The following is a 24,429-nucleotide window of genomic DNA, read 5'->3' as shown; positions in this document are numbered from 1 at the left end:
AATTCAGATGAACTTATTTCTGCAAACTGAACAAATAAATAACTGACTATGAGTAATTTGTACTATTTTAACTATTTATTAACAGATAAAAATTAAAAGTTAATAATCCTGATGAAATTCTTTTTTCCTAAGAATTTTCTTCCGGTAATCATTAGGATTGACCCCTGTTTCCTGTTTGAAATATTTATAAAAAGTAGCCTTAGATCTGAATCCACAATGGTAATAAAGCTCACTGATCTGCAGCTCCGGGTTTTGATTAATCTGTTCAATAAACTCTTCAATTCTGTATTTATTGATAAGATCATAGAAGGTTGTTTCAAGTCCTTCGGAAATGCATTGGGATAAATGGTTTTTAGAAATATGGATCATTTTAGAGATATCGTCCATATTCAGATCTTCTTTTGTATATATTTTTTTGTTTTTTAAAAGTTCAATTAACCGGTTATTGGTATTTGTGATATAATCTTTACTCAACACAGAATTTTTGTATTTTCTATTTTTCTTTTCCTCTGCTGTTATTTCTGTAATTTCATCTATAGTTATCTTACTATTTTCATCATTCACTACAGAAGTCTGACTGTCTATTTGAGTCAGGCGAATCAGAAAAACAAACTGTATAAAGAAGGAAAATGTGTAAATAACCCTTAAAAGTTCCCTGTCTACCAATTTCCCATATCCACATACTAAATAGGCAATTACCAGTGTAAGCACAAAACATAAAAACTGAATAAACAGCTTCTGAAATACATTATCCTTACTTCTGTTCCTGATTTGTTCGGTAATAGTAATCACCAGATAACCAATCCAGTAAAAGGGATAAATTTTGAAAATCCATAAATAAAACTGATGAAAACTCCGAGATTCCGAACCTATAAACAAAACAATAACGTTGCAGATGAACACAACGAAGAAAAGAAGAAAATGAAAATAACTTTTCCAGCTAAAATTATATTTCAGTAAATGTCTTCCTGCAAGAAACAAAAGCGGACCTTTTATAAGTCTGAAACTTGACGGATACTGGTCAATTAAAAAAGTATTTCCATTCCCTAAATTAAAAATAAAATATTCACAAAGAATATCTAAAGTTACCGTGACTATATAAAGTATTAAAAAAATATTTTTCTTTGAATTCTCTTTTTTAATCAAGAAAAATGACAGAACAGCTTCTAAAATGACGGCTAAAAAAGCCCCGGAAATTTCCATAATGAATTGCTAAAAATTTTCGGAAAAATAATCTTTTTAAGCAAGAATAATCTGAATGATGAATTAATAAAACATTAAATATAGCAGTTCTAAGAGTACATAATAAAACAGATCTATTATCCAATCAACTTTCCCAAAACAAAAAGTCTGCAATTACAAAAATTGCAGACTTAAAATTTTCTAGAGATTTAGAAAAGCTGTATTAAATTATTTTAAAAAATTGTTCAGATAATTCAAAATAACAGAGGTCTGCATCATCAGGCTTACATGTCCCTGTCCCGGAACTATGGCCAGCTGGGATTTCGGCATAGGTGAAAAGTCTGCTGCTATGTTGCCCCCCAACAATTTGTATGTTTTTATCAGCTCCATTTTATCCAATCCGTCATTGTCACCGGCTATGATCAGCACAGGGGAAGAAATTTTTGAAATCTTGGTATCACCAAGGTCAAATGGTGTTCCGGCAGAAGCAATCATTTGTTCCAGAAATTTTGTCCATTTTGTTTTATCAGGAGCTACGGCATCATATGCGGTATGCATGGGACTGCTGTCAAAAAGAGAGGGCTTCATTGTTTTAAAAGCACTGTTTATTTCCGGAAGCCAACCGCTGCTTTTGTAGGTAGAAGAGATGATCACCAGATTTTTTAACCGCTTAGGACTTTGAATAGCAAACTGATAAGCCACGGCACCACCAAAACTATACCCCACAACATCGGCATTCTCAATTTTCAGGTGATCCATTACCCCTTCCACATCACTTGCCAAAGTGGTATGAGATAGTTTTCTGTCTGAAAAGGGAGTGTGTCCATGTCCCTGCAATTCGATCGCAATTACTTTCCTGTTTTTTGAGAGTTCGGGGATTAATTCGCCCCAATTCATATCAATCGTCATGAAAGCACCATGCAGTAAAACAACAGGTCTGCCTTCACCATATACTTCGTAATAAACTTTGATGCCATTCACAGGTGCATAACCGCTATCAGAAGGTTTTATTTTCTGCCCATACAATTGTGATGCTGTCAGCACAATGATCGCCAATATCAGCAATGACTTAAGGTTATAAGATTTAAATGAGTTTTCCATAATATTATTTGGATTTGGGTTAATCAGAACTTTTTATCAAAATTACCTAGTTATCATGAAAGCAAACTTGTCACAAGACAAGATTTTAGCCGAATGAATTTTATTATGCAATAAATACCTCTTAGAATCTTTTAAACATTATACTTTACGGAATTTCAGAATTTTTAAAATAAAATATTAATAAGCATTTTCAGAATAATTTTACTTTAGTTGATAAAAATTGATTAATTTCGAGTACAACTAAACCTATTATTATGAAAAATTTAAAAAAATTCAGTAGACAAGAAATGAAAGCAATTAAAGGTGGAATTAACTGCACAGGCGGTCAATTATGCTTAATCAACGGAAAATGGGAATGCAGACCATACGACGGATGTGGTGGTGGAAACCAGCCTTAAATTTTCAGTTTAACCAAATTACTTTATTATGAAAAATTGCAAAAAAATTTCAAGAGATCAGTTGAAGAACATCAATGGTGGAGCTTTAACCTGTTCCCAAGCATGCTGTCCGCCTCCGGGAATAAAGAGATGTCCCTGGGTGATTTGTGTAGCACCATGTGATATATTAATTTAACTTTTCACGAATTAATACAAATAAAAAGTCTTAGAATCTTTGATTTTAAGGCTTTTTTTAATTTAATGGAAAATGAAATATTCAAACTGAATTATTAACTGCAGAGTTACATGAGAATTTTTACTTTTCCTGATTTTAATCTACAATCCCTCCTTTTTTCTTTTTATACCTTCTATAATTGAAAAGTTAGATTTTAAATATTTCAAAGAGATTGGGATCAATTCTCAAATCTGGTCTAAAAAGTACAATTCCTTTTATAAAATGAGCCAAGAGCTGTTTACCGTTCGTTATTACAGTGTCACCTTCAAAAAAAACAGCTTTTCTGACCGCCATTTTTGATTCTTCATCATAGATATAAAAGCATAAATCAGAATATGCCTCGCTTTCGGGAGGATTATAAAAAAATACATCGTACCGCTCATTCTGAGGAGCTGTTTTTAAATCATTATAATTTATCGTTTTTATCAGTTCCTCATTTCTGTAATGGTGTAACCCTTCTCTGTCAACGATTACGTGTGTTACCTTTTTTTGCGAATTGTTCTTAAATTGGATTATTAACAGCCAGGTTATAAATATGATCAGCAAAATGGCAATTATAGCAAGCAAAATCCTTATTTCTAACCTAATTTTTGTGACTCCACCTAGAAATATCATACTTACAGCAGTTACCAGTATCACTAAAGACATGGTTATTCCAAAAATCTTTATAAACAGGGTAAATATTTTGGAATGTTTTGACTGGATGGTTGGGAATTGATTTACGTCAGCTAACATGATAATACTATATGATAAATCCTGATAAAATTAAGAAAAAATAATTACTTAAAAGATCAGATCCAATAGACTCTACAACACATCAAAAATTAACATAAAAAAAGAGATCCTTTTAATTGAAATCTTAGTTATATATTCGGAAAAACACACATTCATTTCTTTTGTTTGGACTATTATATTTATAATATTGAGTTGGAAACATATTTTACTGATCACATTATAAAATTCAAAAATCATGAACGAACAAAACAATATAATCAGAAAGCATGGAAGGCATACTTACCCAAAAAAGAAAATACTTTGCCTGGTATCAAATGCTGCAATGCTTGAGGGTATGCAGGTAGGCTTTTTTGCTGAGGAAATGACCAGACCATTCTATGATTTTGTAATTGCTGGCTATGATGTAGATGTAGCATCACCTAATGGGGGTGCAGTAGTTTTTGATGGGCATAGCAATCCTGAAAACCCCAACGGTGCTTATCCTAACGACCTTATCAGTATAGGCTTTGTACACCACACAACATTTGGCAAATGGATGGAAAATACAATTCCGATTACTGATATAAATGTTGCTGATTACGATGCGATTTGCGTAGCTGGTGGTGGTGCACCGTTAATTACTTTTAAGGATGATGTGAAGCTACATCAACTAATTGCCAATTTTTACGAAGCAGGAAAAATTACTTGTTTAATCTGTCACGGAACATCATTACTACTATGGACAAAACTGAGTGACGGAAAACTTTTAGCCGATGGGAAAACCTGGACAGGATTTGCGGATAGCGAAGAAGAAATAATCAACCAAATGTTTGGAAAAAAAGTAAACGAGTATACGATAGAAACCGAAGCCCGAAAAAACCCAAATACTAATTTTGAGGTTGCCGGCCCATTAGAACCTTTTGCCGTAAAAGACGGAAGACTGATTACCGCGCAGCAACAGCACAGTAGCTATTTAGCTTCTCAACTGGTAATAGAAGCCTTGTCTTGATAGGCTTTATGAAAGAAACTGAGATCATTGTCCCAATCTTTCTGCAATTGGAATGATATTTATCCTGCTTTTAGGTGTACTGCGTGTGAGAACCTAAGATGTTTTCATTTTTGGCTTTACCTCGTTTTAACATAAATAAATACTCGCCGCTTACATTCAGGGGATACACGCATTATTTTGTATAGTGATATAAAACTATTGAAATAGCTTACTCTTCAGATCATAACGACGTACAGAGTAATGAGGCATTTTGGGCTGATTGGTATTTACAGTGTTATTGGAACACTTAAAATTGTTCAAATAGTCTACATTGTTATAACTCAAATCAAAAATGATCAGTAAGGTATTGGTAACCGGTATTTATCATTCATTTTATATTGTAATATGGACGCATTTTCTCACATCAGGGTTATAGTAAGTATGATTTTGGGCTTTGGTATTGCTCAATTACTGAAGAATATAGTCAAATTAATAGACCATCCCAAGAAAAGCAAATCCGTTTACTGGTTACATTTATGCTGGGTATGTTATATTTTTATTTTAATTGTTCTCTTTTGGTGGTGGGAACATCGGCTTGAAGCCGTTCAGAGCTGGAATTTCATTACTTATTTATTTCTAATCGTCTATACAACATTATACTATGTCTTATGCGTTCTAATTTTTCCTGACAATATAGATGAATACAGAAATTATAAAGATTATTTCTTTTCCAGAAAGAATTGGTTTTTCTTATTCCAGATACCTCTTTTTGTAATAGACTTTGGAGATTCTCTTTTAAAAGGGAAAGTTTACTTTCATTCATTACACTGGACCTATCCAATAAGAAATATATTGCACATATTTCTTTGTGTCATCGGAATTAAATTCTCAAATGAAAAAATACAAATCGGTATTTTTTTCATCTTGTTTGTCTTTGACATTCTGTTCATAGCCCAGAATTATTTATACTAATTTTATAAAAACATATTTATATTATAATAGTTTGTTTGAATAAGTAATTTCAATGAATGACTAAGAAAATTATAAGACATTTTCTCCTCCTATATTTAGCAGCTTAGATTATCCAGGTTGAAAAAACATTAAAACCTATATGCTGATTACTAAATTTATATTGACACAACAATTTTAAGAGATAAAATCATCTTATTCCAACAAAACAATTCCAGCCAACTAATAAGCAATCTCAAATAAAAAAACTTATTATTTTCATTTAGTTCACAATTTTAGATAAAATTTAATTTTTCACATTAAATTCAAATTATTTTTAAATAAAATATCATCATATATATTTATATTTAAAAAATAAAACAAATAAAAAAAATTAATAACTAAAACAAATGAAAACAAAAAATAATACTGTAGAAATGCCACTTCGATTTTATTTACGCCGTTATTATGAACCTTTTCAGTATAAGTGTTGTCCTCATTATAATAAGCAATTAGCAAAAGAATTAATGAGCTGGGCAACAAAAATTGGAAAATTCAAAACTGAGGACAATGCAATACACACGATAGGTTGTGATTTGGTTTATTGGACTGCTTTGTGTTTTCCTTTAACCAAGGACAGAGAAAAATATGTCTATCTCAGCAATTATTTCCAACTTTACTGCATTCTGGATGATCAGTCGGATGAACCTTGGGGGGAAGGAAAAGGAGATCCGGAAACAATTCAAAAATACTGGGACAAAGTAATTTCCCTGATCGAAACATTGCGAGACGAAACACCTTTGCCAAAAAGGCTGCTGCGTAATATTGCTTTATATACTTCAGCCCATTCTTATCAAAGACTTATATTTAATCATATGAAAAAAATATTACGATCGGGAACACCTTCTTTTCGTAAAAGATATATTGATCGTTTCATAGAATATATTGAAAACGCAGCCACACAAGGGCATATGCGCGGAAACGAACAAAATCTCACAGTTGAAATCTATAAACAATATCGTATCACTTGTATAGCCTGCATCACAAGCTTATTAATGGCAGAATATCTCTATGAAATAAATTTAACCGATGAAGAATACCATCATCCCATTATAGAGAAACTGGAAAAAACCTGTACATGGCAGGTAACACTTACAAATGATCTTTTTTCTTTATATAAAGAATGTAAAGAAGGCAAATTGGAGAAAGTAAATAACATTATACCTATTCTTGTTTCCAGCGGAATGACACTTCAGGAGGCTGTAGATGAAACATGTACACAAATTGAAACAGCACATCACGAGTTTATAAAAATCCGGAATGAATGGTATAATAGCGGGGAACAAATTTCTAATGATGTACGCATATTTGTTACAGCGATGGAATATTTCATGTCCGGAAATACTCAATGGCACCGTATGAGTAAAAGGTATCATGGAAAAAACTTTGAAGATATTGTCACTTCAGGTTACCTGGAATGGAATACTAATGGAACAATATATACAAAAGATTTTGAGCAGATCAATGATCCAAAATATATCCAATTTTGATAAAGTAACCTTTGTTTTTGCTTGGTAAAATGTCAATTAAGCAAGATTTGAATTTTCATTTTCACACTATACGATGTATCATTTTAAGCCTTATCTCTGTAAAAGTGATATAGAATCAATTTAAGGCGAAAAAAACAGAGGCCGTTCGAGCTGATTTAAAGATAACATACTTTGAAAAAATTATAAAAATTGAGAGGCAAAGGTCTATGTATAAAACCGCCGCCTTCTTGACGAAAAGGAAAACGAATTTTTTGAAGGGAGATGGGTCTTAGATTTCAACTCTGGAAATAATTTCATCGAAAAATTTCCTGTTATTTTGATAAAGATTTAAAACTTCATAGCTAACCTGCTAAATCCTGTCTGAACTTGCTTTGTAATTAAGTTATGAAAGTGATTAAGCAAAGGAATTACAATAATACCTTAATTGTTTAAAAACTTTTTAACACATTTTTATATAGAATAATATATACGTTATACCTTTGTGGGGAATAAATTCTGTAGAAAACAAAAAACCTACTGATAATCAATAGGTTTTAATTTTAACTTGCGGAGAGTGAGGGATTCGAACCCCCGGACCTGTTACAGTCAACAGTTTTCAAGACTGCCGCAATCGACCACTCTGCCAACTCTCCTGAATAACGGCTGTACCGTCGTTTTCAGTGGTGCAAATATATAAAGTTTTTTGAAACTGACAAAATATTTTTTCCGCTCTTTATAAAAAATATTGAATTACAGTATAAAATGTTTTGCAAACAGGAAAATTACGGAGTCAGTATCCATCCCGTTTTTATTCTCCATGCTGTATAATCTGGATCTTTTCCATCTATTTCGGCTATATTTTCTATGTCAGAAATCTTATCAAGTTCTTCCTGTGAAAAAGGCAGCAGATTAACTTTCATACGTTCTTCATTCAGATTATTTTTATTCTCCACCGGATAAGGTATTCTTTCTGAAATCAGCTGTGTACCGTACCGTTGCGGCTTGCTCTGAAAAACCTGGATCCTGTCATACAGATAAGCTATGTTTAAAGGATTGATATCACTTCTATGTTCAGTCATCATTTTGTAACATTCTTTCATAAATTCAGGCTCTCCTATAGAATGCTGAATAACCAGCCATGCAGCGTCACTGGCTTTCTCCCCTACTTTAGAAATTGTAGGAAACCCTATTTTTTCAATGATTTCCCGAAGTCTTTTGGCATTTTTTCTGTGGATCAGCTCCATTTCCGGATGATACCCGTTGGAAAGCTTACCCTCAGAAGAAAGTTTTTCTCTCACCGACAGATCTTTTTCAGCCAGCTCAATTAATTCTTTTGAAAATGCTTCGTTCATATTTTAAAGTTTAAAATTTCAGCGTATTTAGCTCCGTAAAGTTATGTTTTTCATATATTTTATCAACTTTTCCGTTCTGCAGTACCGCTATTTTATCACACGTATGAAAAAGGGTTTCAATAATGTGGGAACTTATGATGACAACCTTGTTTTCAGATTTAAGCTGTTTAATAATGTCATAAAGAATATGTACACCTTCAAAGTCCACTCCGTTAAAGGGTTCATCAAGAATATTAACAGGTTTATCCAGCATCAGCATCCCGATTAATGCCAGTTTCTTTTTCATTCCGCTGGAATAATACTGTACATATTTCTGCAGTGGAAGATTGAATTTTTCTGTAAATTCCCTGAAGTCAATTTCTTTTTTGTCTAAAAAGTAAGATAAATATTCTTCTCCTGTGATGTAAGGATAGAAATAATTTTCCGTTTCCAGATAAGAAACAGAGCTTCGTTTCAAAGACCTGTTCTGCCAGTTGACGTCTCCTGAAAACCGGATACTCTGGTACAAAGAATCAAACAGGGTCGTCTTCCCTGCCCCGTTCTTTCCAAGAATACCCACTATATTTCCTTCCTCTATGGACAGGTCTACTCCATTCAAAACCTTCTGGTTCTTGAACTCAACCTGTAAATTTTTAATCTCCAACATAAGTTCTGATATTTTGTTCTGCGTTTTTTATATTATTTCTGAGCACAAGCAAAGCAGGAATGACCGTCATACTATAGAAAATGTATTCAATATAAACACTGATGTTATAATATCCCCTCTTTTCTTTGTAATGATAAAGTTTATACTTTCTGGTGATAATCAGAAGAAAATACAGATTCATGAAAGCAAGATAATACAGTAAATATAAACTGCTGTAAAGGTTCATGATCAAAAAAAGAATGTAAACCGGCAGCAAAAGCGCATTGAAAAACAGGGAGTTCTTTCTGATTTTCTCTTTTAAATTTATTTTTTTAAAACCCATTTCCAACATTTCTTTACTTTCATACGGCTCATAGATATCCGAAATATAATCCATCAGAAAAATTCCGGCTATAATCAGTGATCCAGGATGATATGATGAAAACAGTACAATAGTATATCCGGCGATAGAAAACCAGGTATTCTTCCTCAGGAAACTTTTCCATTCAAACAGGTCATCCGAAATAAAATTCCACTTCAGTGCAGGGTTCAGTTTAGTTTTTGGAAAGAAAAAGGCAAATACCATAATCAGCAGGTACGTAGCCCAGCCAATCTCTTCCGGTTTATAGTGAATATTTCCCAACAGGAAAACAGTATAAATCAATGCAGATTCCAGTACGATAACCGCCCGCCAGCTCTTTTCAAAGACTTTCTTCAAAAAAGGAATATCTTTTCTGCTGCTATGAAATGCAAGCACCATCATAAAAAATAAAAACGGATAATAACGATCAGAAGGAAGTTTCACAATGATCAGAACAATGAAGATCAGTAAAAACGGGATACTCACTTTCAAATCCAGGTTAAAAATCCTGAATATCTGATAAAATCTGAACTTTAAATGGTTAACTATACTTCTCAACAGGCTTAGGTTTTATATATAAGTATGGAAAACCCCAAAAGTGTAACAATAATTTTTGATTTCTTTATGGATTAAAAATTCAATAGTTTTCAAAAAAACTGTCACGTTTTATTCGTTAAGTTTGTCTTCAAAAGAAATATCATGCAGGAAAACTACAGCAGACTGCTTACCTATGCCTACAATATCACAGGATCATATGAAGATTCGCAGGACCTTGTACAGGATGTTATAGAAAAATATATTTCTTTGGATAAATCCGGAATCAGAAATGAAACTAATTTCTTGATCAAAAGTACAGTTAACCATGCCATCAACTTTAAAAACAGACACAGCAAAAAAATGGTCTATGGCGAATGGCTTCCTGAGCCCTTGTCTTTTGACAATGCAGAGAATAAGCTGATCAGAGAACAAACTGCCCGCTACACACTTCTCGTCCTTTTAGAAAAACTGAATGCCCGGGAAAGAGCCGTTTACATTTTAAAAGAAGCCTTCGATTATTCTCATCAGGAAATAGCCGAAACTCTTGATATTTCTATTGATAACTCACGTCAGTTACTAAGCCGTGCCGGAAAACAGCTGCAGCATATAAAATATGCTCCTGACACTGCAGATTCTACTGATACTGATATTCTTCACCAATACCATCAGGCATTGAGTGAAGGAGATATTCCCGGAATCGAAAAACTTTTGATTGATGACATCAGGCTTTCCTCAGATGGTGGAAAACGTGTCCGTGTCATCAAAGCAGTAGAAACCGGCAAAAAGGCAACTGCATCGCTTCTTGCTTATGTACAGCAGCAGTTTCTTACAGGAAAGCCCTTTACTTTTGCAGTTTTCAATCATCAGCCCGCTTTATGCTTCTGGCTGGGAGAACGCATTTATAACTGTCATATTTTAGATATTGACCAGAGTGGCCTGATCCGAGAAATCTATTCTATTGTAGATCCTGAAAAACTAAAAAGGTTGTATTAAGGAAATATTTAAATTTTCTTTATTTTTTGTTACGTTCCCGAGTACAGGTGTGTCTTTAAAGAAAAAAGATATGAACACACTTCTCCGGATCGACAGCAGTCTTAGACTCAACGATTCTTATTCCCGCCAGTTGGGCAACTATTTTGTAAAACAGTGGATGGTAAAGCATCCTGAAAATCGTATTATTCATAGAGATTTGATTAAACAGCCTACACCTCACCTTACCCAGCAGACAGTAAATGCATTTTTTAATGAAAGTTTATCTTCTGAAGACCTGCCCCTTTCCGATGAGCTGATTGAAGAGCTTTACAAAAGCAATGAAATTCTTATTTCCTGCCCTATGTATAATTATGGAATTCCCTCTTCGTTAAAGGCTTATTTTGACCTTGTAATCAGAACCAGGAAAACATTTACCTATGATAACGGAATCAGAGGATTACTTTCAGGTAAAAAGGCACATATCATTTCTGTCATGGGTGGTATTTATTCTTCATCCGGAAACAGAAATCCTCTTGAGATCCATTTAACCAGTATCTTAAACCATCTTGGGATCACCGATATAAACTATTTTCCTTTGGAAGGAACTGCTGCTCCGGATCAGCTTTCAGAAAAAACAAAATTAGTAGAAACTTCAATTTTTAAATATTTAAATTAATTATGGAAAAGATCAGGCAAACTATAGAACAGTTCATCAAAGGTGGCGACACAAGCAATACAGAACTTCTGGAACAGGTTCTTCATTCAGATTATCAAAATATTCAGGATGGATTTTTTGACAAGCCTGGAATTTTTGTTATTTCGAAGAAAGAGTATATTCAATTGGTGCGAGACAAAGTTTTTGGTGGCAGACCCAGAACTATTATTTATCATACTTTGGAACAGAAAAATAATATAGTCTATGCACGGGTTTCCCTGGAAAATCCTGTGCTCAGGTTTTCATCACTTATTACCTGTGTCAGGGAAAATGAGGAATGGAAGGTAATTACGAATATTCCGTCAATAGAACAGAAATAAAGAGAGAAAAAGCTGTATCAAAAAACTACAATTACTGATTTTTTGATATAGCTTTTCAAATATTTAATGGTAATTCTTTATCATTTCACCATATTTTTCCATATAAGTTCTGAACATTTCTGCGCGGGTTGATAAGTGAAATATTTCATTACCATTAATCACCAGCTTTTCGGGAGCTTTCCCGTTGCAGTGCTTTCCTCTGGAATACAATGCTTTATCCAGTTCTTTAAAATTTTCCTCCGCCTCTGCTTTCGATGAGAATTCATATACCCGGATCACAAAATCAGGATAAAAGTCTTTAGTTCCTTTTTCCGGTTTGCTGCTTCTAGCAAAATATTTTCTTATGCCATCACCTCCTATTATTTTTATGCTGTTTTCTTCACAATTATTATAAGAAATTCTATCTGCTTTTTGAAGTTCAAAACTGAATCCGGCTTTTTCCAATTTTGTTTTCAGATTGGTAATAAGTTTCATGTTATCCGCAGTATTTTGAGTATAGACAGTGTCATATACTGTCTTCTTATTAGGCATATCTTCGATAGACAAAGTTTTATCCTCATCTTTTTTGAACATATCATTTTTACTTCCATTGCATGAAAAAACAAATGTGAGTAATGTAAAATACAAGCTGTAGCTTTTCATGGAATATTGTTTTTTTTACAAATTACAAAAAATAAAGGTCTGATAAAAGATTCTTTTATGCCTGATCGTTCATAAATCCTTAAAACAACCGTAACCTAAATTTCAAGCCTTTCCCCAAACAGACGTTTAATTTTGTCCAGACCTAATATACTGTAATAAAGTGAAGAAAATTTTTACCTCTGTTTTATTCTGTGTGTCGATCTTTTTTTATGCACAGACCGGTACTGTTTCCGGAAATATTAATGACGATTCCAAATTATCGCTGCCCGGCGCAAAGATTTCCCTGATCCCGGGAAATATCTATACAACTTCGGACGATCACGGTAATTTTATTTTCCTGAATGTACCTGCAGGAAATTATACGATGATTGTAAATTATCTTGGCTATGGTATCAGTGAATATCAGGTTACTGTAGAGGCTGAAAAGAATACAAGGCAGAATATTATTTTTGCCAGAAAAGAAACAGCCATTGCTGAAGTAGTAGTAAGCGGATCAACTCTGAAAAACCAGGCAAGAGCATTAAACAAACAGAAAAATAATGCCAATATTACCAATGTGATCTCATCTGACCAGATGGGACGTTTCCCGGATGCCAATATTGGTGATGCTTTGAAGCGTGTTCCCGGAATTACCATACAGAATGATCAGGGTGAAGCAAGGAATCTTATTATCAGAGGACTTGCCCCAAACCTGAATTCTGTAACATTGAACGGTGACAGAATTCCGTCTGCTGAAGGTGACAACCGTAATGTTCAGATGGACCTCATTCCTTCAGATATGATCTCCACTATCGAAGTTAATAAAACCCTGACTCCGGATATGGATGCTGATGCCATTGGTGGTTCAGTAAATCTTATCACAAGAGCTTCTCCTAACGGTCAGAGGATTTCAGCAACACTGGCAGGCGGTTACAACCCGATCCGTGAAAAGGGAAATTATACATCGGGATTTGTCTATGGAAACCGTTTTTTGAATAAAAAGCTAGGGGCTGTTTTCAGTTTTTCCTACAATAACAATAATTTTGGTTCAGACAATATCGAACCTACGTGGAGTATTGCTGATGATGCAGCACAAACTGCCTATATCAATAAAATGGGAGTCCGCTATTATAATGAGCACCGTATAAGGCACAGTTTTGATCTGAATATGGATTATGAATTTAATTCAAAAAATAAAATCTATGCTTCAGCAATGTACAATTTCAGAACTGATAAGGAAAACAGGTTTGCATTAGGCTATAAGGTAAAACCTGTTTACAATGATGATGAAACAGAGATTACAGGCTGGAAAGGAAGCATTACGAGACAGAATAAAGGCGGAGATTCGGATAATGACAATACACGTCTTGAAAGACAGAAAGTACAGAATTATGCTTTAAGAGGGGAACATCTTCTGGGATCTAAAATAGATCTTGACTGGTCCATGAACTATGCCACAGCCAGTGAAAAAAAGCCTCATGAACGTTATATAGAATTTGAAAACGGGAAGATGAATTTTTCTTCAGACCTCAGTGACCCGCGCAGACCTATGATTACTCCTCTTTCTGCAGATAATCTGGGAGTTTATGAGTTGAGTGATCTTTCGGATTCCAACAGTTTCACCCAGGAAAAAGAATTCGGGGCAAAGGTAAATGTGCGTTTTCCTTTTTCTGTGATTGATAACCAGAAAGGAAGGCTTCGTGCGGGTTTGCGTCTCCGTTTAAAGGAAAAGGAGCGGAACAATGATTATTATGCTTTTGAGCCCTTGAATGATATGGGAAGTCTTTTGTCTGTTCCTACGGTTCATTTTGACGGTCAGAATTTCCAGCCGGGAAATTATGTTCCGGGAACTTTCGTTGATCCTTCCTATCTGGGAGGTCTTGATCTGTTCAATCCCAATTTATTTAAAGGCGAACTGAAACCTGAAGAATTCCTTTCAGGCAACTACAATGCAAAGGAAAATATTTATGCCGGATACATCAGATGGGATCAGGATTTCAGTGATCAGTTCTCAATGATCGTAGGGGCGCGTATTGAAACTACAAAAATTGATTATACCGGAAACTATGTGCTGGATGAAGAGGATCTGGCAGGAAAGATCAACCGTACAAATACTTATACCAACGTACTTCCGAATTTATCTTTCAAATATGTTCCTGTTCAGGATCTTGTGCTTCGTGCAGCATTTACAACAGCTTTAGCACGTCCGAATTATTATTCACTGGTTCCCTATCTCAGTGTGATTTCGGGAGATGAAACTATTGCAGCAGGGAATCCGGATTTGAAAGCAACATATGCTTATAATTTCGATTTTATGGCAGAGAAGTATTTTAAATCTGTGGGAATTCTTTCAGGAGGCATTTTTTATAAGAACCTTAAGGATTTTATTTATACCTATTCAAGAAAAAATTATACATCGGCTGATTTTGCCAATGATTTTGCAGGCCAAACCAACCCTATTCCTGCGGGAGAAAGCAACTGGAGTTTTACACAGCAACGTAATGGTGATAATGTAGACATTTACGGCTTTGAAGTTGCTCTTCAACGTCAGCTTGATTTTATTCCGGGAGCATTCTGGAAAGGTCTTGGTATCTATGTGAACTATACATATACCAAGTCAAAAGCAAAAGGCATCACAAATGAAGATGGTGTGGAAAGAACGGATGTAGGTCTGCCGGGAGCTGCACCTCATATGTTCAACGGATCTCTTTCCTGGGAGAATAAACGTTTTTCTGCAAGGGTTTCCATGAACTATGCTTCTTCTTATATTGATGAACTGGGCGGGAAACCATTTGAGGACCGTTATTACGACAAGCAGGTTTTCCTTGATGCAAATGCTTCCTATAAGATCACCAGTCAGCTGAGAGTTTTTGCAGAGGCTAATAATTTAACAAACCAACCGTTACGGTATTATCAGGGAATCCAAAGCAGAACTGCCCAGGTGGAATACTACAGACCGAGATTTACTTTAGGATTAAAATTTGATTTTTAAAAACATGCGAAAATTACCATTGATTATAGCAGCTGCGGTTTTACCTTTCGTAGGAAGCTGTACTGTACAACATTCAGAAAAAAAAATAAAACCTTCTGTTATTACCGAAACGGTGATGCATGATACGGATGATCCTGCCATCTGGATCAACCCCACAGATGCTTCAAAAAGTATTATCATCGGGACAGATAAGGATACTGACGGCGGACTTTATGCTTTCGATCTGAACGGCAAAATCGTCAATAAAGTTTTAGGATTAAAACGCCCGAACAATGTAGACCTCGAATATGGTTTCATGTTAAATGGAAGGAAAATGGATATTGCTGCGGTTACAGAAAGAGAAACGAATACTGTTAAACTTTATAGTCTTCCCGACCTTAATGAGGTCGGTGGATTTACTGTATTTGAAGGTGAAACAGAACGTGGTCCGATGGGAATTTCGATGTATAAAAATCCTATAACAGGAGAAATCTATGCTGTTGTAGGAAGAAAGTCCGGTCCGGCCGACGGTTATCTGTGGCAGTATAAACTTTCTGAAAAAGATGGAAAAATAACGGGAGAAGTTATTCGAAAGTTTGGAAAATACAGCGGCCTGAAAGAAATAGAAAGTATAGCTGTGGATGATGAAGCAGGCTACATTTATTATTCTGATGAACAGTTAGGAGTGCATCAGTATTATGCGGATCCGGACAAAGGAAATGAAGAGCTTCTGGTTTTTGGAAAGGGAGATTTTAAGTCTGATGTAGAAGGAATTTCCATCTATCCTACTTCAGCACACACGGGTTATATTCTGGTTTCAAATCAGCAGGCAGATACTTTTAATGTGTACCTGAGAGAAGATCCGGCTAAGGGAAGAATTGCAGAAATCCCGGTTTCTACCCGTGAAAGTGATGGTTCAGAAGTCACAAATATTAATCTAGGGCCTCAGTTTCCAAAGGGTGTATTTGTTGCGATGAGCAATGGCAGGGTTTTTCATTTTTATGACTGGAGGGTTGTTGAGGAGAGGATTATGGCGGCTCAGAAGCTTAGAAAATAAAGAAGTCCTATATCAAATTTATTATACTTTAATTAAACCACTGTTTTTAGCAGTGGTTTACATTTTATGAAGGATAGAATCGCTTCCGAAACATTTGCAAATACCTATATAAGCAGGGATTGTGGAAACAGTTATGAATATTGGGCGATGAACCGAAAGAGATTAGATATTTTACTAAAGTCGTGACCTACAGCCTCTCTTTCATTTTTTAAAATTTTCTGAAGAAGCTCCCAATCCTCTTCCAGACTTCCTATTGTTAAATTTATGGGATCTTTATAGACATCATATAATTCTTCGTCAGGGATATTCCAATATAAGTCTTTATGTAATATAATTTTGTCATCAGAAGCATCCAGCTTATCCATCAAAATGGAGAGGATTTTCTTTATATCTTCCTTTTGAATTTCAATAGTATTTTCCATTTTTTTAATTTAACTAAAGTTTAGTAAATCTGAGGAACACCTGTACTTTTCTGGCAAAACTTATCCCTGTCACTTCCACGATAGCCGTTATAGTGATCAATATAATGTTTTTTTTGTGGAACCAGACCATATTATTAAAGCATTACCCAGTTCTCTACCCGTCTAAAGGTATTATACGAACTGTCTCCGGATACTTGTATAATGGTCTTTCGGCTCTCTCTAAAGACCCGGAGGTAGTTAATGAAGCCTATTTACCCCCTTAGGTAAGGGGGTATTTGCTCTTCGGAAGGGTCTGCGGCCACTTCAGGAAGTGTGTTTAGATTCTTTGGAAATTCCTGTAGAGGCTTTTCAGAATTTTGATGAGGAACAGGCTGTGAATATTATTTCTAATACATTCGGAGAACATGCTTTTAGTAACTCTTTTAATTATGGCACGATAAATTTTCACCCAATAGAAAAGTTAGTTTCCCTTCATGAAGAAAAAATTGCTTTGTATGAGCGTATGCTGAAGGAAAAGGATGAAATGATGGAGAGACTGGAAAAGTTACTTAATAAATAGAAAACTATAATAAAGAAACCTCGCATCTTGCGAGGTTTTTTTTTCTCAAAGTTGTTGACTTCAAAAATATAACGTTGAAAATCAACACTATATTTTTACTGCTCCATAATCATACATACTCGTTTTTCTGGATTTCTTTGCCACTATACTTTTAGTATTTCTTATAAGTCACATTAAGTTTGGGTTAATATGTATGATTATCATTCAATTATCCATATTTTAATTGATAGAGCATAAACAAGCTGTATGAAAATAAACTTATAAAAAAAAAATTCAATAATAATTTGATATAATACCATTCTTTTTTAATGATATTTTTTTTATTTCTTAGAATTCCGATTGAAACAATATTTAAGGAAATCGAAATTACAAATAATATTACATTTGTAGTGTCTAATTTCATTTTAGAAAAAAAGTATGCAAATGTGAAAACTGAAAAAACGTAAGAGAAATATATAATATTATTCATTATCAGTAGGTATTATTTTTTTAACTTCATTTAAAACATTAAAACGATAATTATTATCTATAGTAGTGTGCCAAGTCTTATCGTCTGTTTTCACATTTGTAATTTTAGTAGTTGTATTACCAGTTGTCGGTTCAATTTGTGTACCTCCAACGAAAGGATTGTTGGTTTGACGATAATTTTTAACCTCTACGGTATTAGATTTTACAAACCTATTAGCAGCACCAGTAGGGTCAGATAAATCCAAAGTAATTATGTTTGAACTTTTATTGGCTGCCACAATTGCATTATCTGTACCCATACTGTGCCCTACAATAACTAATTTACCATCTGGACTTTCCGCCCTAAAAGCTTCAATTGATTTTATAAGATCATTTGTAGTTCTTGAGTTTGAAGATGAGTCAAAGACAGCTACTTAGGTACCCTCCTGTCCAGAGTATCTTTCCACTAGTAAACTGGAAAAACTATTTTTATCTGGATGTTTTGATTGTGTCTTTCCTGGATCAGGGTTTCCATCAAAACCTTGCACTGCAATAATCAAATTTTTGGTTCCTTTATTAATTTCAACAGGCTCCAGCCCTTCAAGTTCTCTTGCGTCAATAACCCTGTTACCGCTGAAAGCATAAGGAGACCAAGTAATATATTTTTCCGCCAAAGGATCAATATTAAAGAATCTTTCCACATCTGGCATATAATTTCTCCATTTAAAACTATAAAAACCAGTCTCCTGTAACTCTTGCCCTTGATACTTATAGTTCTATAAGCATTCCATTATAGGAAAATATTCTGAAAATGTTACACTCCATTTATTATCAAAGTTTCCGTTAATAATAATATAATCAATTCCTTTTTTTAAATTAAACTCCATCTTTTCTTTTTTCTTAGACATAATCTTTATCTTTCTATTTCCTTTAGAAATTTTAATTTCTCTATACCCACAGGTATAGTTATCAAAATTATATTTTTTACCATTAATAGTGATTACGTCGTCAATAAAAGCAGCATTATTAAAAAACAATAAGACTTCGCTATCTTTTTTAAGAAATTCTTTTGAAGTATTTTCCAAATAAAATTTGTATCCTATACTATCCGTTTTTGTTGCTTGCGTTTTGTTTTGATAATAAAAATCAATATTACTTTGCCCCAAGCAACTACTACAAATGAATAATATGCTTACTAAAAAAAATATTCTTTTCATTTTATTTATTTTTTAATCTGAATGAATTTGCCTTAAATATTTGTAATTCTGATACTCTCCAGATCCAAAATAAGCATTCTCAATTTTTCAGATGATTCATCCCAAATGGATAATAGTCGTTGGCATCTGTTATTTCAAGACTTCCTGTGCTACTACTCCTTCCATAGCTTATCCTCACATTTCCTAAATGATCTTTATACTGGTAAATGTACATTTTTTCTCTAATAATTGGTGATTGTATGTAATTTTAAATAAAATATAGCATTGAAAATCAATGCTATATTCATTACCAACATGTTTGAAATATGACTAGTGTTTGGAACAAACTCAATTTCATTCATCGTCTTCTATATTCTCATACCTATAATCTGTCAAAACTAGTATTCCAAAATATTTCCATTCAAACTCATCTTGATAATTAATTCTTAATATCAATGTTTTCTTTGTTTTTTGGAGTATTTCTATAGAATTAATTATTTTATGATGAGAAGGATATCTTCCATCTCCATATGGCGAAGTAGCTTTAAAACTATTAGAATTTTCTCTTGTTAAAACAAATCCATCAAACATTCCTAATTTTATTTCCTCTTTCGATTTATATTTTTGGTTGTTCAAACATAATATTGTTTGTAAAACTTTCTTTTTTCTATCGTATTTGTACAAAATTCCTTTGTCAGAATCATATTTTAAATACTCATATTCCATTTTCGAAGTGTCCTCTTGAAAATAATCAAATATTCCTATATCAATCTTTTCATTATTTAGCACTCCTGACTTATAGCTTACTACAATTGGTTCATAAAACTCCAATACTTGTGCTTTGACATTTCCTGCAAAACATAATAATAGGATATATATAAATATTTTCTTTTTAATTTGTTCCATTAGTTTTCTTTTTTTCTTCTTCTCGAACATTAACGAGCTGATTAACTATTTTATCTGAATTAGTACCAGGTGCTCTTGGAGCAATTAACTTAAAATCTTCAGATCCATACTTAGTATGATCCATATCAGCATCTCCGGTTCTATTTTCTATATGAGCATCCATCTCGTGATAAACAGACTCCGCTAAATCATAATTACTGTATCCCGTTTTTTTCTCAACACCTTGCTTGTTTTTAAATGTTGCATTGTATCTTGAATCACTACTCTTTTCTTTGAAAAAATTTTCATTTAAGGAAATCAAATGTACATTTTTATCGCCCGATTGAGATATATCAAGATTATTAAATTCTGAAGCATTAGAATATCCTTCGGGAATTGATACCTTGCCATCTTTTGCAAGCCCTAAAGATTTAACGTCAGCAATTGTTTCTGCTACCGTTGTTGAACTAGTACCAAAATTTTTAGAATTAATATATATATCATCTGTTTTACTATTTCCATATTTATCCCAAATTCTCTTACCCTCAGCCGTCTTATAAAGCACCTCTTTTGAAGCTTTGAAAGACCCATTTGCAGTTAAAATAATAATATCCTTACCTTGCCTTCCGTCTGGATCAATAAATCTCAAAGGATTATTAAACGCATAATTATAAGGACTATGTCTTCTCATTTTCTCAGCTAGTGGATCAACTACTCCCCATCTACCAATATCAGCCATGTACATTCTCGCTCCATAATCATACATTCCTGTTTCTTGCAATTCTTTACCGTTGTATTTGTAATTTCTATAATTACCTGCCCCAAAATAAGCATTACCTGTTTTCAGATGATTCATTCCGAAAGGATAGTAATCATTAGAATCGGTTATTTCAATGCCTCCTGTACTATTATTTTTTGTATAACTTATTCTTACATTACCCAAATGATCTTTATACTGGTAAATATATATTTTTCTCTGGTAATCGTAAAATCCTTCTGCTGTAGGAAAGAATTGTAATTCAGGATTATGAGGATTCTGAACAATTGGATCTATTGGGGTGGGATCAATATCAATAGGAGGACCAATTGTAAATGCCTGCATTTCTAATGCCTGATTGGTTTCCAGCGGGGCTGTCAAAAACATGTCAGATATTCCACCTCCTGAAGATGTGGTATTCAGGTACAGGAAACCGTCAAGATAATCGGTGATTAGATTTAAATAAAAAAATAGCGTTGAAAAATCAACACTATTTTTTATCTATGTTTGAAAGATAACTATTATGTTTTAATTCGATTGAATTTTTAAGATTTTTAAATTATTTATACACTCTAAAAAAGCTTTTTCTTTATCTGGCTTCAAGTATGGTATTTCTCCATTTATACCATTTTTAATCTCGGAATACTTTATTCTAATCACTCCATAATTATTTATCTTCTTATTTATAAAATAATAGCTTTTAGCATAAATAAAAGGTTTTGGAGTATATTGATCTATCGCTAAACATTTATTCAACTCGTTAACTTTATTCTGAATTACTATTTCATATCTAAAATATTCATTTGCATAATTCTTCTTAAAATCTTCCATAGAAATAGCTTTTGTATATAAGACAAAATTTCCATCTTTAACTTTTGCATAAGAAAGACTGTCAATATTTAGTTTATAAGGACTATTTGTAATCTCACAAACATCTTTATTATCAAGAATAATAATTCCATTATAGAATCCTTCTTCATCATGAAAACCATCTTCTATATAAACAGAAGAATATTTCTTTTCAGGATTTATTTTACAAGATTTAGCCCCCAGTAATCTATATTTTGCTATTGCATCTTCTATTCCTTTAGTTTCGTTTGAATCTAAGTTATTTAATAAATATTCATTCATATTCATAAGAGATTCTTTTTGCTGAGAAAAACATGAATGGAATAAGGTAATAATTAATACTAAAACGATTTTTTTCATAAAATTTGAATATCTATTGTCCTCTATTTTTAAATTTAGCCCAATTATACATTGCTGCAGCACCATAATAATTATATCTACTCTGCAATATAGTATTATTCACATTTCTTACCTCCGTAATACTCGGTATAGGATTTAGTTGGCTGCCATTTGATTTAAAATAAATACTACCACCAGCATTATCGATCAATCTACTACTACTTGCTGGCAATAATTTACCAGCACCATCTATAATTGTTCTATAATGAGTTCTTAAAGGGAGTCCTGTTTCTGCTCTTACAATATTTTCAACGTGAGTCCCATAAATTTCAGCTGTTGTAGAGTCATCTCCAAATCTTACCGCAGATTCAGCTGTTTCTCCTAAAGCAAAATTACCATAGACATGCCCCATCTCATGTGCAATAGTTGAATATAAAGGAGAATATATATCATCTTTTCCAGAAGTTGTCCAACGACCTTTTCCTGACGAAGGATTTAGATCAATAATATTACTTATTCCATGCCTTACTTTTGAGTCTCCAGCTGTATAATTAAAATTAATATCTCTTTTTTTTCCATCCTTACCTTCTTCTTGATCAAAATAATCTATCATTGTATTTCCTATAGATGTATTATTATCTAAATAATTCAGTCCTGCCACAGTTTGTGTAACATAATCTGATAATTTTGTAGAGCTATCTATATTTGCCCATTTTCCGTTTACTTGGTGCTGAGTTGCTCCATTACTATACCTATATTGAGCACCATCCTGATCATTGATGTAAATCCATTCACCATTCACATCAATAAATTTGATCGGATTACCTGCAACATAATTATATGGTGATAAAGAAAAGTAATTTTCACTATAATTATCCACAACACCCCATCTTCCAATGTCTGCCATGTACATTCTCGCCCCATAATCATACATTCCAGTTTCCTGTAATTCTTTCCCATTATATTTGTAGTTGTACATACTAGCTGTCCCAAAGATCGCCTTCTCACCTCTGGGAACATTCATCCCGAAAGGATAATACTCATTCTGATCCGTAACTTCTAACTGTCCGCCTGCATTCCTTTTGTAGCTTATTCTTACGTTACCCAAATGATCTTTATACTGATAAATATACATTTTTCTTAGATAGTCGGTAATTTCTTAGATTCAACTAAAAAAATATATCGCTGAAAGTCAACGCTATATTTTTTTGCCAACATATCTAAAATATAATACTATCCATACATTAGTTGATAAACTATAAATGGAATATAAATAAATAGACATAAAAATAGGATATTAAATAATAAATGAACGAAAAACCAAACTCGTTTTTTTAATATGTCTTTTCTGTTCAATAATAGAACGCAAATTGAGGCAATGTTAAATATTATTGAAATTGAAAATAATATTATAGTTCTAATATCAAATTTCATTGATGGGTAGAAAACAATCAATGTAAAAAGCGAAAAAATATGAGATAAATAAACTACTTTAATCATTATTTTGTTGGGATTACTTGTTTAACATCATTTAGAACATTAGGACTATAGTTTTCATCAATATTTGTGTGATTTGTTTTACTATCTGTTTCGGTATTAGTTATCTTTGAGGTTGAATTTCCTGTTTTTTTAACAACCTGAGTTCCTCCTACAAATGGGTTATTCGTTTGATAATAATTTGTAGCTTCTGCAACATTTGACGGTATTTTATTATCAGCTACTCCAATTGGATCTGAAATATCAAGTGTAATTAATTTGTCAATTTTCACTTCGGGATTATCCTTAGAAACAGTAACACCATTATCAGCTCCTAGGCTATGACCTACAATAATTAACTTTCCATCAGGGCTTTGTTTTCTGAAATCTTTTATGGATGTTGAAATATCTTTTGGTGTTCTTGAAATCCAAGATGCTCCAAACACTGCCACTTGAGTATCTTTTCGAGAACTGTACGCTTCTAAAAGTACGGTAGCAAAACCATTTTTGTCTGGTTTGACCTGTGTTTTTCCAGGATCAGGATTTCCATTATCCCACCCTTGAATAGCAATTATCAAATTTTTCGTTCCTTCGTTGAATTTTACAGCTTCTAATCCCTCTAGTTCTCTCGCATCAATAACTCTGTTTTCAGAAAAATTGTAATGTGATTGATAACTATATTTTTCTGATAGAGGATCTATATTAAAAAACCTTCCAACATCAGGCATATAATTTCTCCACTTGAAGCTATAGAAACCTGTTTCTTGTAATTCCTGCTCCTGATATTTATAGTTTCTATAATTACCCGCCCCAAAATATGCATTCCTAGTTTTCAAATGATTCATTCCGAAAGGATAATAATCATTACTATCTGTTATTTCAAGAGCTCCTGTG

25 protein-coding genes, 1 tRNA gene and 2 pseudogenes are annotated in these 24,429 nt (G+C 33.3%); 10 read left to right on the top strand and 18 right to left on the bottom strand.

Annotation, left to right across the window (positions count from 1 at the left end; genetic code table 11):
• Nucleotides 1-99: 99 nt before the first annotated feature.
• Both ACQWU4_RS00140 and ACQWU4_RS00135 read right to left on the bottom strand, forming a co-directional pair.
• Nucleotides 100-1,203 (bottom strand): helix-turn-helix domain-containing protein, encoded by a 1,104-nt coding sequence (locus ACQWU4_RS00140; protein ID WP_429933744.1) that lies wholly within the window; start codon nucleotides 1,201-1,203, stop codon nucleotides 100-102.
• A gap of 207 nt (nucleotides 1,204-1,410) precedes the next feature.
• Nucleotides 1,411-2,283, bottom strand: coding sequence for an alpha/beta fold hydrolase (locus tag ACQWU4_RS00135; protein ID WP_429933743.1), 873 nt, complete (start codon nucleotides 2,281-2,283; stop codon nucleotides 1,411-1,413).
• Between the two features lie 254 nt (nucleotides 2,284-2,537).
• Here ACQWU4_RS00135 and ACQWU4_RS00130 point away from each other — a divergent pair, with 254 nt between their 5' ends.
• Both ACQWU4_RS00130 and ACQWU4_RS00125 read left to right on the top strand, forming a co-directional pair.
• On the top strand, nucleotides 2,538-2,681 hold the full coding sequence (locus ACQWU4_RS00130) for a bacteriocin-like protein (protein WP_429933742.1): 144 nt from the start codon (nucleotides 2,538-2,540) through the stop codon (nucleotides 2,679-2,681).
• 28 nt (nucleotides 2,682-2,709) lie between these two features.
• Entirely contained in the window at nucleotides 2,710-2,856 is a 147-nt protein-coding gene (locus tag ACQWU4_RS00125) for a bacteriocin-like protein (RefSeq protein ID WP_429933741.1), read from the top strand.
• A gap of 186 nt (nucleotides 2,857-3,042) precedes the next feature.
• Here the strand turns inward: ACQWU4_RS00125 and ACQWU4_RS00120 are convergent, their stop codons facing one another.
• Nucleotides 3,043-3,630, bottom strand: coding sequence for a hypothetical protein (locus ACQWU4_RS00120; RefSeq protein WP_429933740.1), 588 nt, complete (start codon nucleotides 3,628-3,630; stop codon nucleotides 3,043-3,045).
• 235 nt (nucleotides 3,631-3,865) lie between these two features.
• Here ACQWU4_RS00120 and ACQWU4_RS00115 point away from each other — a divergent pair, with 235 nt between their 5' ends.
• Nucleotides 3,866-4,618 (top strand): type 1 glutamine amidotransferase domain-containing protein, encoded by a 753-nt coding sequence (locus ACQWU4_RS00115; RefSeq protein ID WP_429933739.1) that lies wholly within the window; start codon nucleotides 3,866-3,868, stop codon nucleotides 4,616-4,618.
• A 1,454-nt stretch (nucleotides 4,619-6,072) separates the two neighbouring features.
• Nucleotides 6,073-7,095 (top strand): terpene synthase family protein, encoded by a 1,023-nt coding sequence (locus ACQWU4_RS00110; RefSeq protein WP_429933738.1) that lies wholly within the window; start codon nucleotides 6,073-6,075, stop codon nucleotides 7,093-7,095.
• Nucleotides 7,096-7,642: 547 nt separating this feature from the next.
• Here ACQWU4_RS00110 and ACQWU4_RS00105 read toward each other — a convergent pair.
• From ACQWU4_RS00105 to ACQWU4_RS00090, 4 genes are all read right to left on the bottom strand, one after another.
• Nucleotides 7,643-7,727, bottom strand: a tRNA-Ser gene (locus tag ACQWU4_RS00105).
• A gap of 129 nt (nucleotides 7,728-7,856) precedes the next feature.
• Nucleotides 7,857-8,426: a DUF6624 domain-containing protein gene (locus ACQWU4_RS00100; protein WP_429933737.1), complete on the bottom strand. Its 570-nt coding sequence runs from the start codon at nucleotides 8,424-8,426 to the stop codon at nucleotides 7,857-7,859.
• A gap of 10 nt (nucleotides 8,427-8,436) precedes the next feature.
• Nucleotides 8,437-9,072, bottom strand: coding sequence for an ATP-binding cassette domain-containing protein (locus tag ACQWU4_RS00095; RefSeq protein WP_429933736.1), 636 nt, complete (start codon nucleotides 9,070-9,072; stop codon nucleotides 8,437-8,439).
• Entirely contained in the window at nucleotides 9,059-9,970 is a 912-nt protein-coding gene (locus ACQWU4_RS00090) for a hypothetical protein (RefSeq protein WP_429933735.1), read from the bottom strand. Before ACQWU4_RS00090 ends, ACQWU4_RS00095 begins: the two co-directional genes overlap by 14 nt.
• Nucleotides 9,971-10,111: 141 nt before the next feature.
• Here ACQWU4_RS00090 and ACQWU4_RS00085 point away from each other — a divergent pair, with 141 nt between their 5' ends.
• From ACQWU4_RS00085 to ACQWU4_RS00075, 3 genes are all read left to right on the top strand, one after another.
• Nucleotides 10,112-10,942, top strand: coding sequence for a sigma-70 family RNA polymerase sigma factor (locus tag ACQWU4_RS00085; protein WP_429933734.1), 831 nt, complete (start codon nucleotides 10,112-10,114; stop codon nucleotides 10,940-10,942).
• Between the two features lie 70 nt (nucleotides 10,943-11,012).
• On the top strand, nucleotides 11,013-11,597 hold the full coding sequence (locus tag ACQWU4_RS00080) for an FMN-dependent NADH-azoreductase (protein WP_429933733.1): 585 nt from the start codon (nucleotides 11,013-11,015) through the stop codon (nucleotides 11,595-11,597).
• Between the two features lie 2 nt (nucleotides 11,598-11,599).
• Nucleotides 11,600-11,956 carry a nuclear transport factor 2 family protein gene (locus ACQWU4_RS00075; protein WP_429933732.1) on the top strand — a complete coding sequence of 119 codons (357 nt, stop codon included), beginning with the start codon at nucleotides 11,600-11,602 and terminating at the stop codon, nucleotides 11,954-11,956.
• A 63-nt stretch (nucleotides 11,957-12,019) separates the two neighbouring features.
• On the opposite strand, the gene ACQWU4_RS00070 is transcribed toward ACQWU4_RS00075, so the two are convergent.
• Nucleotides 12,020-12,598 (bottom strand): hypothetical protein, encoded by a 579-nt coding sequence (locus ACQWU4_RS00070; RefSeq protein ID WP_429933731.1) that lies wholly within the window; start codon nucleotides 12,596-12,598, stop codon nucleotides 12,020-12,022.
• Nucleotides 12,599-12,758: 160 nt separating this feature from the next.
• Between ACQWU4_RS00070 and ACQWU4_RS00065 the strand changes: the two genes are divergently transcribed.
• Together ACQWU4_RS00065 and ACQWU4_RS00060 are read left to right on the top strand one after the other, a co-directional pair.
• Nucleotides 12,759-15,569: a TonB-dependent receptor gene (locus ACQWU4_RS00065; protein WP_429933730.1), complete on the top strand. Its 2,811-nt coding sequence runs from the start codon at nucleotides 12,759-12,761 to the stop codon at nucleotides 15,567-15,569.
• A 4-nt stretch (nucleotides 15,570-15,573) separates the two neighbouring features.
• On the top strand, nucleotides 15,574-16,605 hold the full coding sequence (locus ACQWU4_RS00060) for a phytase (RefSeq protein ID WP_429933729.1): 1,032 nt from the start codon (nucleotides 15,574-15,576) through the stop codon (nucleotides 16,603-16,605).
• 131 nt (nucleotides 16,606-16,736) lie between these two features.
• Here ACQWU4_RS00060 and ACQWU4_RS00055 read toward each other — a convergent pair whose 3' ends face one another.
• The gene (locus tag ACQWU4_RS00055; protein WP_429933728.1) at nucleotides 16,737-17,027 is read right to left on the bottom strand and encodes a hypothetical protein; all 291 of its coding nucleotides are present in this window, start codon (nucleotides 17,025-17,027) and stop codon (nucleotides 16,737-16,739) included.
• Nucleotides 17,028-17,346: 319 nt separating this feature from the next.
• Here ACQWU4_RS00055 and ACQWU4_RS00050 point away from each other — a divergent pair.
• Nucleotides 17,347-17,586: pseudogene (locus ACQWU4_RS00050) on the top strand (XRE family transcriptional regulator); the annotation flags it as partial.
• Nucleotides 17,587-18,047: 461 nt separating this feature from the next.
• Here ACQWU4_RS00050 and ACQWU4_RS00045 read toward each other — a convergent pair.
• From ACQWU4_RS00045 to ACQWU4_RS00005, 9 genes and pseudogenes are all read right to left on the bottom strand, one after another.
• On the bottom strand, nucleotides 18,048-18,353 hold the full coding sequence (locus tag ACQWU4_RS00045) for a hypothetical protein (RefSeq protein ID WP_429933727.1): 306 nt from the start codon (nucleotides 18,351-18,353) through the stop codon (nucleotides 18,048-18,050).
• Nucleotides 18,354-18,467: 114 nt separating this feature from the next.
• Nucleotides 18,468-18,797, bottom strand: a pseudogene (locus ACQWU4_RS00040) (hypothetical protein); the annotation flags it as partial.
• A gap of 12 nt (nucleotides 18,798-18,809) precedes the next feature.
• A complete protein-coding gene (locus ACQWU4_RS00035; protein WP_429933726.1) occupies nucleotides 18,810-19,250 on the bottom strand; it encodes a hypothetical protein in 441 nt (146 codons plus the stop codon).
• A 79-nt stretch (nucleotides 19,251-19,329) separates the two neighbouring features.
• Complete coding sequence (locus tag ACQWU4_RS00030) at nucleotides 19,330-19,464, bottom strand: hypothetical protein (RefSeq protein WP_429933725.1); 135 nt, start codon at nucleotides 19,462-19,464, stop codon at nucleotides 19,330-19,332.
• A gap of 119 nt (nucleotides 19,465-19,583) precedes the next feature.
• The gene (locus ACQWU4_RS00025; RefSeq protein ID WP_429933724.1) at nucleotides 19,584-20,135 is read right to left on the bottom strand and encodes a hypothetical protein; all 552 of its coding nucleotides are present in this window, start codon (nucleotides 20,133-20,135) and stop codon (nucleotides 19,584-19,586) included.
• Entirely contained in the window at nucleotides 20,122-21,258 is a 1,137-nt protein-coding gene (locus ACQWU4_RS00020; RefSeq protein WP_429933723.1) for an RHS repeat domain-containing protein, read from the bottom strand. The genes ACQWU4_RS00025 and ACQWU4_RS00020 overlap by 14 nt, the downstream gene beginning before the upstream one ends.
• A 141-nt stretch (nucleotides 21,259-21,399) precedes the next feature.
• Nucleotides 21,400-22,080 (bottom strand): hypothetical protein, encoded by a 681-nt coding sequence (locus ACQWU4_RS00015; protein WP_429933722.1) that lies wholly within the window; start codon nucleotides 22,078-22,080, stop codon nucleotides 21,400-21,402.
• A gap of 13 nt (nucleotides 22,081-22,093) precedes the next feature.
• On the bottom strand, nucleotides 22,094-23,194 hold the full coding sequence (locus ACQWU4_RS00010; protein ID WP_429933721.1) for an RHS repeat-associated core domain-containing protein: 1,101 nt from the start codon (nucleotides 23,192-23,194) through the stop codon (nucleotides 22,094-22,096).
• A gap of 364 nt (nucleotides 23,195-23,558) precedes the next feature.
• Nucleotides 23,559-24,429, bottom strand: an 871-nt coding sequence (locus ACQWU4_RS00005) for an RHS repeat-associated core domain-containing protein (RefSeq protein ID WP_429933720.1), incomplete at its 5' end; no start/stop codon positions are given.

This window comes from Chryseobacterium sp. MIQD13, from assembly GCF_050496705.1.
Classification (GTDB): domain Bacteria; phylum Bacteroidota; class Bacteroidia; order Flavobacteriales; family Weeksellaceae; genus Chryseobacterium.
This window is presented reverse-complemented; position numbering and strand designations above follow the sequence as displayed.